Source organism: Pseudarthrobacter sp. MDT1-22, assembly GCF_054511035.1.
The window spans coordinates 40,684-56,648 of record NZ_JBTNDK010000009.1 but is presented as its reverse complement, the minus strand read 5'-3'; the positions used below and the strand labels follow the sequence as shown (position 1 = coordinate 56,648).

Here is a 15,965-nt window from a genome sequence, read left to right as displayed (position 1 = left end):
GAGTACCGGTGCTGAGTAGCAGCTGTGGCCGTTTTGGACCATCAAAACGGCCACAGCTGCGACCTGCTTAAGTGGTTTCATCGTTAGGATGGGGCGGTGACTGAACCCCAAACGCCGGACACCGCCCCATCAACGGGTTCGGTCAAAAAGCATGGCCGCGACGGCAAGTCCAATGCGACCATCTACGACATCGCCAAGTTGGCCGGCGTCAACGCGTCCACCGTTTCCCGGGCACTCAGCAAGCCGGGCAGGGTCAGCTCCAAAACACAGAAGCTCATCGAGGATGCGGCCGCCCAGCTGAACTACCAGGTCAATCCGTTTGCGCGCGCACTTCCCACGGGCAAGACCAACACGTTCGGCCTCATCGTCGCGGACATCACCAACCCCACATTCTTTGACATCATCCGCGGCGCCGAGACCACCGCAACCAGCAGGGATTACACCCTGGTGCTCGCCGAGTCGGCGGAGTCCCCGGCTACTGAACTGACTGCCGCCCGGCGGCTCATGGCCACCGTCGACGGCCTCATTCTCGCGAGCCCGCGCATGGACGATGACAACATCCGCGCCCTGGCCCAGGACAAGCCCGTGGTGGTCATCAACCGCGAAGTAGAGGGCGTGCCGTGCGTGGTGCCGGACGTCAACAAGGGGATCAGCGAGGCAATCCGGAGCATGGCCGCCAACGGACACCAGCGGATCGCCTTTGTAGCGGGGCCGCCGCAGTCCTGGATGTCCGAACGCCGTTGGGAGGGTGTGCAGGCAGCTTGCGAATGGTCCCGGCTCGAAGCCGTGCGGCTTGAGTCCAGCAAACCAACGGTCGACGGCGGCCGGCAGACTGCGCGCGATGTCCGCGCCAGCGGTGCCACCGCGGTCATGACGTACAACGACTTGCTGGCCATCGGGCTCATGCAGGAGCTCCAGGCCGCCGGCATGGTGGTGCCCGACGACATCAGCATCATCGGCTTTGACGACATCTTCGGCGCGGATTTCACGACGCCGCCGCTCACCACGGTGCGTTCGCCGCTGGGGGAATGCGGCGAGGCTGCCGCGACGCGCCTGTTGGACTTCCTCCACGGGAGCGGGGAGCAGGCCGGCACTTTGAGCGTGGAGACTGAGCTGGTGCTGCGCGGGTCCAGCGGTAGGATCCTGCCCGCGAAGTGAGTCCTGGACAGGCCGATTCCAGCATTTGGCAATTCATGGCAACCGGTTGACAAAACGAGGCGCCAGGCAGATTATTGATCTATGTCACAGTCGATTGCTGCCAACCCAGACAGGCTCCTGCCCGCCGACCCAGGAACGCGCAGCATTGCGCGGGACCTCCTTGCGCGCGTACAGGACCTCCCCATTATCTCCCCGCATGGCCACGTTGACGCCGCCGTCATCGAGCACAACACGCCGTTCCCGGACCCGGCAGCGCTGCTCGTCAGCCCGGACCACTACGTCACCCGCCTGATCCACGCCAACGGCGCCCCCCTGGACAAGCTGCGCGCCGGCGGTTCCACCACGCCCGGGTCACGCGAAATCTGGCGCACGTTCGTGGATGCCTGGCCCCTCTTCGAGGGCACGGCCTCCGGATACTGGCTGCGCAATCAGTTCAACAGTGTCTTCAATCTGGACGCAGACCTGGGCGAGATGTCCGCTGACGCCAGCTATGACGCCATCACCGCCAAACTCGTGGAGCCGGGCTTCCGTCCCCGCCAGCTGTTCAAGGACTTCAACATCGAGGTCCTGGCCACCACGGACGATCCCCTGGACAACCTGGCCAGCCACAAAGCCATCGCCGAGGACGCCTCGTTCAATGGCCGCGTCCTGCCGACCTTCCGCCCGGATGCCTACCTGAACATTGCGCACCCCACCTGGAGTGCCAACGTTGACCGCCTGATCGAAACCGCCGGTGACGGCGCCAACGGCTACGCGGGCTACATCACGGCCCTGGAAAACCGCCGCCGCTACTTCGTGGAGCACGGCGCAGTCTCCGCAGACCACGGTGTGGCCACTCCGGCAACGCTCAAGCTGGACCGCGCCGAAGCCGAGAGGATCTTCGAGCTCGCCCGCGCCGGCAAGGCCACGGCCGAGGACCGCAACACCTTCGAAGCCCACATGATGTACCAGATGGGCCGGATGTCGGTGGAGGACGGCCTGGTTATGACCATCCACCCGGGTTCGTTCCGGAACCACCACACCGCAACGTTTGATGCCTTCGGCGCGGACACCGGCCACGACATCCCGTTCGCCACCAACTACACCGAGGCCATCCGACCGCTGCTGCAGGACTTCGGCACGGCCAAGGACTTCCACCTGGTGCTGTTCACCCTGGACGAGACCGTGTTCTCCCGCGAACTCGCACCGCTCGCCGGCTTTTACCCGTCCGTCTACCTGGGCGCACCCTGGTGGTTCCTGGACGCTCCGGATGCCATGCTCCGGTTCCGCTCCGCCGTTACCGAAACGGCCGGTTTCTCCCGTTCTTCCGGGTTCATCGACGACACCAGGGCGTTCTGCTCCATCCCCGCCCGCCACGATGCGTCCCGCCGGATCGAAGCCTCCTTCCTGGCCCGTCTGGTGGCCGAGCATCGTGTCAGTGAAGACCGCGCCCACGAAATCATCGTGGACACGGTCGATTCTTCCCCTCGAAGGGTTTTCAAACTGTGAGCATCGAACAGACCGACGCAACAGCCAAGACGGCCGAATCCCTGCCGCAGCTGGACCGGACCTTGCAGGCTTCCGCCAAACCGCCGGTGCGGATCGTCCACCTGGGACTCGGTGCCTTCCACCGCTCGCACCAGGCCTGGTACACCAGCCAGGCCAGCGACGCCGCCGGCTGGGGTATTGCGGCTTTCACCGGCCGCCGCCCGGATGCTGCCCTGGCCCTTGCCGAGCAGGACGGCCTCTTTACGCTCGTGGAGCGCGCTGACAGCGGAGACTCGTTCGCCGTCCTCGGCAGCATCGTTGAAGCGGTCGACGGCGCGAACGTGCAGCGGCTCGCAGAGCTCGTTTCGGCACCGGCCACCGCCATGGTCACCCTGACGGTCACCGAAGCGGCGTACCGCCTCGGTGCCGACGGACAGCTGGACACTACGGCGCCCGACGTCGCCGGCGACCTTGCGCTGCTGGCTTCCGGCAGCGGAAACCCGTCGACGCCGCTGGGCCGGCTGGTCTTCGCCCTCGCCGCGCGCCGGGCTGCGGGAGCCGGGCCGCTCGCCGTTGTCTGCTGCGACAACCTCGCCAACAACGGCACGGTAGCCCGCAACGCCGTGGCGGGCCTGGCACGGGCCTGGGACGCGGAGCTCGCTGCCTGGGTCGAGGAAAACGTCAGTTTTGTCAGCACGTCCGTGGACCGCATCACGCCGCGCACCACGGAAGCGGACATCGCCGCCGTCGAGGCCGCCTGCGGCTACCGCGACAACTCGCCTGTAGTGGCAGAGCCTTTCACCAACTGGGTGCTCAGCGGCGATTTCCCGGCCGGCCGTCCACGCTGGGAAGATGCCGGCGCGGTCTTCGTTGACCACATCGAGCCTTACGAGAACCGCAAGCTGTGGCTTCTGAACGGCGCTCATTCCCTGCTGGCCTACGCCGGCCAGCTCCGCGGACACACCACGGTGGCGCAGGCCCTCGCGGACCCGCAGTGCCTGACCGCCGTCGAAAGCTTCTGGGACGAAGCCGAGGCGAACCTGTCCGGCGCCGCGGCCGGTGGCGCGGACCTGCAGATCCCGGCGTACCGCGCTGCCCTGCTGGCCCGCTTCAGCAATGCGCGCATTGCCCACCACCTGGCCCAGATCGCCATGGACGGCAGCACCAAGCTGCGCATGCGGGCCGTGCCTGTCCTCTTGGCCGAACGGGCCCAGGGCAGGTCCGGTGCCGCTGCAGCGCTGATGATCGCGGCCTGGATTGATTTCAGCGCCGCGGCCGAGACGTTCCAGGATCCGCTGGCAACTGAAGTGGCCGCGGCCAACCAGCTGGAAGGCGCAGAGCGCGTGCGGGCGGTCCTGGCGCTGGTGGATCCTGCCGTCGCAGCGGACGACGCCGTCGTGGAACTCGTTTCCGGCCTGCTCGGCACATTCCCGGCGGACGCCTAAGAATCACGCTCCAGCAGCCCTTCTGCTTCATAAAGAACAGCACTGCCCGGTCCAGGCGCCTGGACCGGGCAGTGCTGTTTCGATGACCTGCAGTTACATGAAGTTTCAACAGAAATTCATGGCAACCGCTTGCCATTTTATTGCCAAGTGACTAGGATTACAGGCAGAGAGAAAAACACTGCGATACGCCCGTCGGAGGCGGATTCTGCCGGCTCCAGCATCGCCAAAGATTCACCGCTTCATAGCATTTCAATAATTTTCGCTGGCCAACACGGCGGCAAGGGTAAAGGAGCCCAATTCATGAAAAAGCTAAACAAGCTCAGCATCATCGGCTATGGCGCCGGCGATGCAGCCAACAACCTCGCATTCACCACCGCCACCATGTTCCTGTTGGTGTACTACACGGACGTTGCCGGCATCTCCGCCGCGGCTGCCGGAACCCTGCTGCTCGTGGTCAGGCTCTTTGACGCTTTCGCTGATGTCTTCGCCGGCCGGATCGTTGACCGGACCTACAGCAAGCGCTTCGGTAAGTTCCGGCCCTTCATCATGTTCGGCTCCATCCCGCTGCTCCTGCTGAGCGTGGCAACGTTCTCCATTCCGCAGCTGGGTGAATCCGGCACACTGCTGTACGCCTACGTCACCTACGCCGCCCTAGGCCTTGCCTACAGCCTCGTGAACATTCCGTACGGCTCGCTGGCCGGCGCCATGACGCAGGATCCGGGAGAGCGCGCCAAGCTGGGTTCGGCCCGCATGGTGGGCGCCCTGCTGGTGGGCTCTTCGCTGGGTATCTTCGTTGCGCCGCTGATCAAGCCCGGTGCCGATCTCCAGTCGACGTTCACCACCATCACCCTGGTGTTTGTGGTCATCGGGGCGGCGCTGTACTTCTTCACCGCATTGACCGCCAAGGAACGCGTGCACCGCGCCGTCCCCAAGGTGACGTTCAAGCAGAGCGTGGACACGCTCAAAGGCAACAAGCCCCTCTTGATGCTGTGCCTGAGCTCCTTCTTCTTCCTCTCCGGCTACCTCGCCCTGACCTCCGTGCAGCTGTACTACCTGCGCGACGTCCTGGGCCGCCTGGACCTATACCCCGTACTGTCCATCATCCAGCTGGCGCTCACCTTCTTCCTGGCCGCCTTTATGCCCAAACTTGTCCGTAACGTCGGCAAGAAGAGCGTCTACATCTACTCTTCGCTGGTCACTGTCCTCGGCGGTGCGATCATCTTCTTCGCCCCGGCCGGCCAGGTCTGGATGGGCTTTACCGGCCTCGTGGTCAGCCTGGTGGGCGTCCTTGCCGTCAACATCGTGGTGTGGGCGCTGGAAGCCGACACTGTGGAGTACGGCGAATGGCGGACCGGTGTCCGCACCGAAGGAATCACGTACGCCCTGTTCTCCTTCACGCGGAAATCCGGACAGGCTGTGGGTGGTGCCCTGGCGGCATACGCCCTGGCACTGGGCGGCTACAAGTCCGGAGCGGCCCAGACCGCGGACGCCCTGTTCGGCATTCAGATAGCGGCGGGCGCAATCCCCGCTGTGCTGACTATCCTTGCGGTATTGGTAATGACCAAGTACTCGCTGACTGATGCCAAGCACGCGGAAATCCTCAGGGAAATCCAGGAACGCCGGACCAAAACGGTGGGAGCCGTCGAGGACGCTGACGCCAGCATCACCGCTGATGCTGGCACCCCGGTTGGCGCCGGCAAAACTGCCGGCCACTAACTCCCAGCACCACAAACTGACCAGAAGTCCCCGAAAGGATCTGCCGTGAAAATCATTGCCGCTGAAGTCTTTGTGACAAGCCCGTCACGTAACTTCGTGACCCTGCGCATCACTACGGACGACGGGGTCACCGGCATCGGTGACGCCACGCTGAACGGCCGCGAACTGGCTGTTGCCGCCTACCTCAAAGAGCACGTGGCCCAGCTGCTGATCGGCAAGGATCCGCACAAGATCGAGGACACCTGGCAGTTCCTGTACCGCAGCTCCTACTGGCGCCGCGGGCCGGTCACCATGGCCGCAATCGCCGCCGTGGACATGGCCCTGTGGGACATCAAGGGCAAGATGGCGAACATGCCGGTCTACCAGCTCCTGGGCGGCGCTTCACGCAACGGCCTGCGCGCTTACGGCCACGCTTCCGGCGCTGACCTCGAGTCGCTGTTCGATTCAGTCCGTGAGCACCTGGAACTGGGTTACAAGTCCATCCGCATCCAGACCGCTGTCCCCGGCATCAAGGCCGTCTACGGTGTGGCCGCGCAGGCCCAGGCCTCGGGCGAACGCTACGACTACGAGCCCGCCGGCCGCGGCGCGTTCCCCCAGGAAGAGGACTGGGACACCCGCGCCTACCTGCGCCACCTGCCCACCGTCTTTGAAGCCGTGCGCAACGAGTTCGGCCCGGAAATCCCGCTGCTGCACGACGGCCACCACCGCATGACCCCCATCCAGGCCGCCAAGCTCGGCAAGGCCCTGGAACCGTACGACCTCTTCTGGCTCGAGGACTGCACCCCGGCCGAAAACCAGGAGGGCCTGCGCCTGGTCCGCCAGCACACCACCACCCCGCTGGCCATCGGTGAAATCTTCAACACCGTGTGGGACTACCAGACCCTCATCAAGGAACAGCTGATCGACTACGTCCGCGCAGCCTCCACCCACTTCGGCGGCATCTCCCCGCTGAAGAAGGTCATGGACTTCGCCGCCCAGTACCAGATCAAGTCCGGCTTCCACGGCCCCACGGACATTTCCCCGGTGGGCTTCGCCGCGCAGTTGCACGTTGGCTTGGCCATCCACAACTACGGCATCCAGGAATACATGCAGCACTCGGACAAGACCAACGAGGTCTTCGAGCAGTCCATGACCTTCAAGGACGGCTACCTGCACCCGGGCGACAAGCCCGGTATCGGCGTCGAATTCAACGAGGAAGCCGCGGCGGCGTACCCGTACCAGCAGGCGTACCTGCCGTACAACCGCCTGGTAGACGGAACGGTGCACGACTGGTGACCGCCACTACATCGCCTTCCACAGCAGGAGGAGCTTCCGGCCCGCGCGTCATTGTTATGGGCGTCTCCGGCTGCGGCAAGACCACCATTGGTGACCTGGTGGCCCGCGAGCTGGGCGTTCAGTTCCTCGACGGCGATTCCCTCCACCCGGTGGAGAACGTCGCCAAGATGGCAGCGGGCACTCCGCTGACCGACGAGGACCGCTGGCCGTGGCTCGCCACGGTGGGCTTTGAACTGGCAGCTGCCAAGGGCGGCCTGGTTCTGGCCTGCTCGGCTCTTCGCCGCAGTTACCGCGACGCCATCCGCGCGCAGGCGCCGGGTACGGTGTTCCTGCACCTGCATGGCAGCAAAGAGGTTCTGAGGGCACGGACTGAAGGCCGCTCCGGGCACTTTATGCCGCCCGCGCTGCTGGAATCCCAGCTGGCCACCCTCGAAGCGTTGGAAGCCGATGAGGCAGGCATTGTGGTGGACATCGCCGCTCCAGTGGACCAGGTCGTGGCCGACGCGTTGGCCGGCATCGCAGCTGCGGTGACTGCCGCCGTCGGAAATTCCGCCGACGAAAGTGCCGCTGGTGCCGCTGGCACCCCAGTGCGCCAGTTCGACGTCGACCTCCAGGCCGCGCCGTTCAACCTCGATGACGCAGCGATCACCTGGGTGAACACCACCCTGGAATCGATGACGCTTGAGGAGAAGATCGGGCAGCTGTTCATCAACCACAACAACGATTACTCCCCGGAGTACCTCGACGGTGTGCTGGAGAATTTCCATGTGGGCGGCATGCGTTACCGGCCAGGCCCCTCCGCTGCCGTGCAGGAACACATCCGGCACGCGCAGTCGAAGTCCAAGGTGCCGCTGCTGGTGGCGTCCAACCCGGAAATGGGCGGCGCCGGAAGCTGCGACGACGGCACGTTTGTGTCCACGCACCTGCAGGCAGGCTCGCACCCGGACAAGTCCATCGCACGCCGGATGGGGCAGGTTGCCGGCGTTGAAACCGCAGCCCTGGGCTGCAACTGGGCCTTCGCCCCGATCGTGGACATCCACTACAACTGGCGGAACACGGTCATCTCCACCCGGGCCTTCGGCAACACGCCGGAGATCGTGGTGGAACGGGCCAAGGAATACTTCGACGGCATCAGTGAATCTCCCACGGCCTGCGCCATGAAGCACTTCCCGGGCGACGGCATGGACGAGCGCGACCAGCACGTGGTCACGTCGTACAACACGCTCGGTTACGACGAGTGGAACAAGACGTATGGCCACGTGTACCGCGAAATGATCGGGCACGGCGTGCAGTCCATCATGATCGGGCACATCGGCGCGCCGGACCTTTCCCGGCACTTCCGCCCGGGCCTGGCGGACAAGGACATCCGTCCTGCCACCCTGGCCCCGGAGCTGCTCCAGGACCTGCTGCGCGGCGAGCTCGGCTTCAACGGGCTCATCCTCACGGACGCCTCGCAGATGATCGGACTCACCCAGGCCATGAAGCGCAAGGACCTGGTTCCTGCGACCATCGCCGCCGGCTGCGACATGTTCCTGTTCTTCCGCAACGCCGACGAAGACTTCCAGTACATGCTGGACGGCTACAAGTCCGGCGTCATCACGGAGCAGCGCCTGCACGACGCCCTGCGCCGCATCCTGGCCCTCAAGGCCTCGCTGGGGCTGCACCTCAAGGACCGCAACGAACTGGTTCCGCCCGTGGAGGCACTTGCTGTGATCGGCAGCGAGGCGCACCGTGCCATCGCCGCCGAGATCGCGGACAAGACCGTCACCCTGGTCAAGGACACCGCCAACAACCTGCCCATCCGGCCGGAAACGCACAAGCGGATCCGCCTGTACGGCATCTCCGGCGGCTCGGACTTCACCATGGCAGATCCGCTGGGCTACCTCGACACCGTCAAGGAGGAACTCGACGCCGCAGGTTTTGAGGTCCATGTCTTCAAGACGGCGCCCCAGCGCATTGCCGCGGGCGAGACCGGCGTGAACTTCATGTCGGTCATCTCGGAAGAAGCCACCGGCGACTACGCGGACAAGTACGACGCGGCGTTCGTGTTCGCCAACGTCAAGGGCTTCGCCCAGGAAGCGGCAATCCGGATCAAGTGGTCCACCCCGATGGCCGCGGAAATCCCTTGGTACGTTACCGAGGTTCCCACGGTGTTTGTGTCGCTGAACCAGCCCAACCACCTCATCGACGTGCCGATGGTCAAGACCGCCATCCACGCCCATGCGGGAACTGTGGAGGCCATCCGCGCCACCATCGAGAAGATCATGGGCAAGTCTGAGTTCCAGGGGACATTCAACGAGAATGTCTTCTGCGAATCCTTCGACACCCGGCTCTAGGGTTATCGCTGGGGTTCTAGACTGACGACTCGCAGACGGACTGGCGCTACGCGGATACGCGTAGCGCCGTTCCTTTTCTGCGTCACAGGGCCATTTCCGCGTCGAGGCCTCCAGTAAACTGGACACCATGACTGCCACCCCTGATGCTGCTTCCAACACTGCTGCCCGTGCCCGCCTGCTGGAACTGATCAAGGAACTTGCCGTGGTCCGCGGCAAGGTGATCCTCTCCAGCGGTGCCGAGGCCGACTACTACATCGACCTGCGCCGCATCACGCTGCACCATGAGGCCTCCAAGCTGGTGGGACAGGTCATGCTGTCACTGACGGACGACGCCGGAATCGACTTTGAGTGCGCCGGTGGCCTGACCATGGGTGCTGACCCCGTGGGCACCGCCGTTATGCACGCTGCGGTGGACGCCGGCCGCACCGTGGACGCGTTTGTGGTCCGCAAAGCCCAGAAGTCCTACGGCATGGGCCGCCAGGTTGAAGGTCCGTCGGTTGACGGCCGCAAGGTCCTGGTGCTGGAGGATACGTCCACCACCGGCGGCTCCGCCCTCACCGCTGTTGAGGGTGTCCGGAAAGCCGGCGGCAACGTGGTGGCCGTGGCCGTCATTGTGGACCGGGACACCGGTGCCAAGGAAAAGATCGAAGCCGAGACCGGCGTGCCCTACCTGTTCGCCTTCGGCAAGGACGAGCTGGGCCTCTCCTAGCGGGTTCACGCCAGGGGTTACACGGCGCCGGGGTTGCAGCGGCGGCTTCCGCTGTGGCTACGGTAGAGGTGTGCCGTACAGGGGGGAAGCAGATCCGCAGGAACAGCGAGGTGCTCATCAATCCCGGCTGCTGGCCAATGCCGCCGCACTCAAGCGGTTTTCGCGCCGCGGGTTCCTGGCCGGCACGGGCGCCTCGGCCCTGCTGGCGGCGGACATGCTGGTCACCCGCCATGTCCAGGCGGAGCGGCAGGTCAACCGGATACTGCAGGTCGCGGACGACTTCGCCGACGCCTACTACCCGAACGCCAGCTGGTTCCTCTTCCCCGGCTACAAGACAAGCTGGGAAGAGGCGCTCTGGATCCTGAACGCGATGCGTGGTGCGCTGAACAAGCGCGGCCAGCTGGCCGCCGTCGGCTATTCCAACCTAGGGCTGGACATCGACGAGGTGGTAATCGCCGTCATCGAACATGTCCGGGCGAAAAAGCTGACCAAGCTTTTCTTCTACGGCCACAGCTTCGGCGGCATGGTGGCCACCCAGGTGGCCGCGCGGCTCAGGGAATTCCACGGCGTGGAGGTTGACTTTATCCTGCTGGACTCCAGCCCCTACAGCCGGAGCGACGTGCTGGACGAGAGCTGGTTCGACGGCGTGGTGTTCCTGTATGAGAGCGGCTTCCGGGTCCCGTCCGTGGTCCGTGGCAGCTACGAACTGGGGGAGCGCGTCATCCACAAGGACGAGCGGACCTGGCGGCAGATCCTGGACCAGACCATGGAGCAGCTGTCCCCGATCGCCCCGTCCAGTGTGCTCATCCAGTCCGAGTCGGCCTACATCTACCACTTCGACGGAAACCGGTTTGTGGACAAGCTCGGCGCCACGCGGATGGCGTACATCGGCAACCCGAAAGACCGCACGGTCCGGTACCAGACGGCCAAGGACGCGTGGTCGGCAGCGTTCCAACCCCACATGGTCTCCATGGACCTGCAAACGGACGGGGCCCTGCCGGCGCACGCGAGCCCGGGCTGGAATCCGCTCATCTACCGGCCCATCGTGGAGCGGCTGATGGACGACTTTTTCCCGCTGCCCCGCGGTGGCTCGAAGGTGACGGTCTTCTAGATCTGGTTCTTCAGGTCGGCCACGGAGTCCAGCACCTGGTTGGGCCGGAACGGGTAGGCGGCAATGTCTTCGCGCTGCGTAATGCCGCTGAGGACCAGGACCGTGTGCAGGCCTGCCTCCATGCCGGCGATGATGTCGGTGTCCATCCGGTCCCCGATCATTGCCGTGGTCTCCGAGTGCGCATCGATCTGGTTCATGGCGGACCGGAACATCATGGGATTCGGTTTGCCCACAATGTACGGTTCCCGGCCGGTGGCCTTCGTGATGAGCGCTGCGATGGCGCCCGTCGCGGGCATCGGGCCGTCCTTGGACGGGCCGGTGGCGTCCGGGTTGGTGGCAATAAAGCGGGCCCCGGCCAGGATCAGGCGGATGGCCATGGTGATGGCCTCAAAGGAGTAGGTACGGGTTTCGCCGAGCACCACATAGTCCGGGTCCTGGTCGGTGAGGATAAAGCCTGCCTCGTGCAGCGCCGTCGTCAGCCCTGCCTCGCCGATGGTGTAGGCGCGGTTCCCGGAGCCGGAACCCCGCACCTGGTCCTTCAGGAAGGTGGCGGTGGCCAGCGCGGACGTCCAGATGTTCTCCTCGGGGATCTCCAGCCCGGAGGCCCGCAGCCTGGCGGCCAGGTCGCGGGGCGTGAAGATCGAGTTGTTCGTCAGCACCAGGAACCGCTTGGACGTGTCCACCCAGCGCTGGATCAGTTCGGCGGCCCCTGGGACGGCATGGTTTTCGTGGACGAGTACGCCGTCCATGTCTGTTAGCCAGCATTCGATCTCCTGGCCGCTGCGGTAAACCGCCGGTGAACCCTGTACCTGGTCTGCTTCTGCCACGTTTACCTCCGCCGGTGATGAATGCTCCAGTGGTCCAGTCTAGTGTTGAGGGGTGAAACAAATGCCCGGAAACCCAGTCGAACCTCTTCCGATTCCAGCGGAGGAGCCAGCGCCCGAGGAGGCGCCGGAGCCAAAGGCGGAGGTCGGCGTCGGGCCCTGGGAGGGTTCGTGGCCGGAAGGTGACCACTGGGATCCGGACCTGCTCGCCGACGGCGACCGCCGCAACGTGGTGGACCAGTACCGCTACTGGAAGCATGACGCGATCGTGGCGGACCTCGATTCGAAGCGGCACAACTTCCACATCGCCATCGAAAACTGGCAGCACGACCTCAACATCGGCACCGTGGTGCGCACCGCCAACGCGTTCCTCGCCAAGGAAGTCCACATCATCGGACGACGCCGGTGGAACAGGCGCGGGGCGATGGTTACCGACCGTTACCAGCACGTCCGCCACCACCCGACCGTTGAGGACTTTGTGGTGTGGGCGCAGGGGGAGGGGCTCGTGATCATCGGGATCGACATCTTCCCGGATTCCGTGCCCCTGGAGACGTATGAGCTGCCCAAGGACTGCGTCCTGGTGTTCGGCCAGGAAGGGCCCGGGCTGACGCCGGAGGTCCACGAGGCGGCCCTTGCCAGCCTGTCCATCGAGCAGTTCGGCTCCACGCGCTCCATCAACGCCGCCTCCGCCGCCGCGATCGCCATGCACGCCTGGATCCGCCGGCACGTCTTTAGCCAGCCCGTCTGACCCCGCGCAACTTCTGAACCCCGCCGAGATGGCATTTCACGGCAGTCCCGGGCTCCGGCATTGCCGTGAAATGCCATCTCGATGCAGGCGCGGCTGGCCCCGGCGTTGAATCCGAGATGAAACTATCGGTAATCTTCGTGAATCCCTAGGTCTATAAGTTACCCGCCAGTAGCATCTGGCTTGGATCACACTCATTGGCGAGTGTGGCACTGACTGGAGGTTCAATGAAGCATCCTTCTGTACGCGTCTGTTCGGCCATTATGTTGGCCGCGGTTCTCACCTTCGGTTGTGGCGCGGTGGCCTACGCCGCTCCGGCACCTGCCCTTACACCGGCGACGACGGCCAACCCGCTCGACTTCTACTTCACCCCCGCCTCACTTCCGGCCAACAACGGCGACCTGGTCCGGACGGAGCCGTCTGTCTTCTAGGTCGATCCGCTCAAGACCATCCGGGCCCAGGCCTCCGTGCAGCGCATCATGTACCGCTCCGTGAACAGTTCCGGGGCGCCCGTCGCCGTGACCGGCACAGTGCTGGTGCCGTACGCGGCCTGGACCGGGTCGGGCCCGCGTCCGCTGGTCAGCTACGCCGCCGGAACCCAGGGGCAGGGGGACCAGTGCGCGCCGTCCCGGGCCATGGCCACCGGCGAGGAATACGAAGGAATCTTCATCGCCGGGCTGCTGGCGAGGGGCTACTCGCGGGCGGTGACCGACTATGAGGGCCTCGGCACGGCCGGCAGCCACACCTACATGGCGCGCGAATCGCAGGCGCATGCCGTTCTCGACGCCGCCCGTGCGGCCCAGCGGCTGGGGAACCCGCAGATCATGCCCGGCGGCCCCGTAGCCCTGGCTGGCTACTCGCAGGGCGGCGGCGCCTCGGCAGCCGCCGTCGAGCTTGCACCCCAATACGCTCCGGAACTGAACCTCAAGGGTGCGTACGCGGGGGCGGTTCCGGCGGACCTTCCCGCCGTCGGACGAAACCTCGACGGCGGCCTGTATACCGGCTTCCTGCTCTATGCGGTGACGGGCATGGGCGCCGCCGGCGGACTGGACCTGAGCCCCACCTCAACGCCGCAGGGCGGGCGAAGCTGGCGGCGACAGACAACGAATGCACTTTGCAGTCGATCGCCTCAAGCGGCTTCCTGAACACTGCGCAGCTCACGGTTTCGGGGCAGAAGCTGAGCTCGCTGCTGGAGCTCCCCGAGCTAAAAACCGTCATTGCCGCACAGAAGATCGGCAACGGCCGGGCGTCGCAGGTCCCCGTACTGCTCTCGCACAGCGTCCTCGATGACGTCATCCCCTACGACCAAGGCAGGCAGCTGGCCAAGCGCTGGTGCGCCGCCGGATCGTCGGTGTATTTCGATGTCACGGCCGGGGCCACCCACATCGGCGGCTACGCGGCCGCCATCCCGCAGGCGTTCATCTTCCTGGAGCGCCGCTTCTCAAACCGGTCCGCAGTGAGCAACTGCTGGCTGTACGGCTAAACCCCCTGCACGAGATGGCATTTCGCGGCAGTCCCGGGCTCCGACACTGCCGTGAAATGCCATCTCGGTGCGGCATGTGAGCGTAAGTGTTACCGGCCCGCGTGACCCGAAACACTGCCCCTGCACAGAAATGGCTAGGATGGTGGCTAGCCGTAAGAGGTCTACTCTCCAGGGTCACAACCCATAGACGAAAACTCAGCATAGGAGTCACCATGCCCATTGCAACCCCAGAGATCTACTCCGAGATGATCGACCGTGCCAAGGCCGGAGGCTATGCATTCCCGGCCGTCAACGTCACCTCCTCGCAGACGCTGAACGCCGCACTGCGCGGCTTCGCCGAGGCTGAGTCCGACGGCATCGTCCAGGTGTCCACCGGCGGAGCCGCCTACTGGTCCGGCGCGGCCACCAAGGACATGGTGGCCGGTTCGCTCGGCTTCGCCGCGTTCGCCCGGGAAGTTGCCAAGAACTACGGCGTCAACATTGCCCTCCACACCGACCACTGCCCCAAGGACAAGCTGGACGGCTTTGTCCTGCCGCTGCTCGCAGCTTCGGAGGCCGAGGTCAAGGCCGGCCGCAACCCGATCTTCAACTCGCACATGTGGGACGGTTCGCACGAGCCGCTCAACGAGAACCTCAGCACCGCGCGCGAACTGCTGGAACGCACCGCCGCCGCGAAGATGATCCTCGAAGTTGAAATCGGCATCGTGGGCGGCGAGGAAGACGGCGTGGAAAACGCCATCAACGACAAGCTGTACACCACGGTGGAGGACGCTCTGGCCACCATTGAAGCCCTCGGCGCCGGCGAGAACGGCCGCTACATCACGGCCCTGACCTTCGGCAACGTGCACGGTGTGTACAAGCCCGGTGGTGTGAAGCTGCGCCCGGAGATCCTCAAGGACATCCAGGCCCAAGTGGGAGCCAAACTTGGCAAGAACAGCCCTTTCGACCTCGTGTTCCACGGCGGCTCCGGTTCCTCCGACCAGGAGATCGCCGACGCCGTCTCCTATGGTGTGATCAAGATGAACATCGACACCGACACCCAGTACGCGTACACGCGTCCCGTGGTGGACCACATGTTCAAGAACTACGACGGCGTGCTTAAGGTTGACGGCGAAGTGGGCAACAAGAAACTCTACGATCCGCGCGTCTGGGGTGCCTCCGCCGAGGCGGGCCTGTCCGCCCGCGTCGTCGAGGCAACCAAGCAGCTGGGTTCCGCTGGAAAGACCTTCTAGGAATGTCCGACGAGTTCCGCAAGAACCTCATGGGCCCGGAGCCAACGCTCCTGCCTGCCGAGACCGACGTCTACGCGCAGCTGGACGCCGGCGCCGAAGCCCTGGACCTGGTTGAAAAGCACCCCACATCGTCGCTGTTGTGGGCTGTCCTGGCGGAGGAGGCGTGGGCCGAGGGCCGCACCATCGATTCCTACGCCTACTCGCGCGTTGGCTACCACCGCGGGCTGGACTCTCTGCGCCGCAACGGCTGGCGCGGCGTGGGTCCCATCCCGTGGGAGCACGAACCCAACCGCGGCTTCCTGCGCGCGCTCTACTCGCTGGGCCGCGCGTCCGCGGCCATCGGCGAGGCCGAGGAACCGGAACGCATCGAGAAGTTCCTTAACGACTCGGACCCGGCAGCCAAGGCAGCCATCGAGGGCAAGTAGTTTGAAGAGCAACGCNCCAATAAACCACGTCTTTGGGCA

15 protein-coding genes are annotated in these 15,965 nt (G+C 65.0%); 14 read left to right on the top strand and 1 reads right to left on the bottom strand.

The window, feature by feature from the left end; translation table 11 throughout:
• Nucleotides 1-96: 96 nt before the first annotated feature.
• From ACX80M_RS09355 to ACX80M_RS09320, 8 genes are all read left to right on the top strand, one after another.
• Entirely contained in the window at nt 97-1,158 is a 1,062-nt protein-coding gene (locus tag ACX80M_RS09355) for a LacI family DNA-binding transcriptional regulator (protein ID WP_252602152.1), read from the top strand.
• Nucleotides 1,159-1,239: 81 nt separating this feature from the next.
• On the top strand, nt 1,240-2,646 hold the full coding sequence (gene uxaC / locus ACX80M_RS09350; RefSeq protein ID WP_252602155.1) for a glucuronate isomerase: 1,407 nt from the start codon (nt 1,240-1,242) through the stop codon (nt 2,644-2,646).
• Nucleotides 2,643-4,070 carry a mannitol dehydrogenase family protein gene (locus ACX80M_RS09345; protein ID WP_374210049.1) on the top strand — a complete coding sequence of 476 codons (1,428 nt, stop codon included), beginning with the start codon at nt 2,643-2,645 and terminating at the stop codon, nt 4,068-4,070. The genes uxaC and ACX80M_RS09345 overlap by 4 nt, the downstream gene beginning before the upstream one ends.
• Before the next feature lie 300 nt (nt 4,071-4,370).
• Nucleotides 4,371-5,786, top strand: a complete 1,416-nt coding sequence (uidB, locus tag ACX80M_RS09340) for a glucuronide transporter (protein WP_459309435.1) — start codon at nt 4,371-4,373, stop codon at nt 5,784-5,786.
• 45 nt (nt 5,787-5,831) lie between these two features.
• Nucleotides 5,832-7,061: a D-mannonate dehydratase ManD gene (manD, locus tag ACX80M_RS09335; protein WP_056348669.1), complete on the top strand. Its 1,230-nt coding sequence runs from the start codon at nt 5,832-5,834 to the stop codon at nt 7,059-7,061.
• Nucleotides 7,062-7,117: 56 nt separating this feature from the next.
• Nucleotides 7,118-9,397, top strand: a complete 2,280-nt coding sequence (locus ACX80M_RS09330) for a gluconokinase, GntK/IdnK-type (RefSeq protein WP_459309493.1) — start codon at nt 7,118-7,120, stop codon at nt 9,395-9,397.
• A gap of 127 nt (nt 9,398-9,524) precedes the next feature.
• On the top strand, nt 9,525-10,106 hold the full coding sequence (gene pyrE, locus ACX80M_RS09325) for an orotate phosphoribosyltransferase (RefSeq protein WP_252602161.1): 582 nt from the start codon (nt 9,525-9,527) through the stop codon (nt 10,104-10,106).
• 70 nt (nt 10,107-10,176) lie between these two features.
• Nucleotides 10,177-11,217, top strand: a complete 1,041-nt coding sequence (locus ACX80M_RS09320) for an alpha/beta fold hydrolase (protein ID WP_459309434.1) — start codon at nt 10,177-10,179, stop codon at nt 11,215-11,217.
• Here the strand turns inward: ACX80M_RS09320 and ACX80M_RS09315 are convergent.
• Nucleotides 11,214-12,044: an HAD-IIA family hydrolase gene (locus ACX80M_RS09315; protein ID WP_252602164.1), complete on the bottom strand. Its 831-nt coding sequence runs from the start codon at nt 12,042-12,044 to the stop codon at nt 11,214-11,216. The genes ACX80M_RS09320 and ACX80M_RS09315 overlap by 4 nt on opposite strands.
• Before the next feature lie 61 nt (nt 12,045-12,105).
• On the opposite strand from ACX80M_RS09315, the gene ACX80M_RS09310 reads away from it, so the two are divergent.
• From ACX80M_RS09310 to ACX80M_RS09285, 6 genes are all read left to right on the top strand, one after another.
• A complete protein-coding gene (locus ACX80M_RS09310; RefSeq protein ID WP_459309433.1) occupies nt 12,106-12,789 on the top strand; it encodes a TrmH family RNA methyltransferase in 684 nt (227 codons plus the stop codon).
• 224 nt (nt 12,790-13,013) lie between these two features.
• A complete protein-coding gene (locus ACX80M_RS09305) occupies nt 13,014-13,217 on the top strand; it encodes a hypothetical protein (protein WP_252602169.1) in 204 nt (67 codons plus the stop codon).
• Nucleotides 13,218-13,265: 48 nt separating this feature from the next.
• Nucleotides 13,266-13,931: a lipase family protein gene (locus ACX80M_RS09300; RefSeq protein WP_459309432.1), complete on the top strand. Its 666-nt coding sequence runs from the start codon at nt 13,266-13,268 to the stop codon at nt 13,929-13,931.
• Entirely contained in the window at nt 13,901-14,269 is a 369-nt protein-coding gene (locus ACX80M_RS09295; protein WP_252610078.1) for a lipase family protein, read from the top strand. Before ACX80M_RS09300 ends, ACX80M_RS09295 begins: the two co-directional genes overlap by 31 nt.
• A 212-nt stretch (nt 14,270-14,481) precedes the next feature.
• Entirely contained in the window at nt 14,482-15,501 is a 1,020-nt protein-coding gene (gene fbaA / locus ACX80M_RS09290) for a class II fructose-bisphosphate aldolase (RefSeq protein ID WP_056348649.1), read from the top strand.
• A 2-nt stretch (nt 15,502-15,503) separates the two neighbouring features.
• Complete coding sequence (locus ACX80M_RS09285; RefSeq protein WP_252602174.1) at nt 15,504-15,926, top strand: DUF3151 domain-containing protein; 423 nt, start codon at nt 15,504-15,506, stop codon at nt 15,924-15,926.
• The last annotated feature ends 39 nt before the right edge of the window (nt 15,927-15,965 follow it).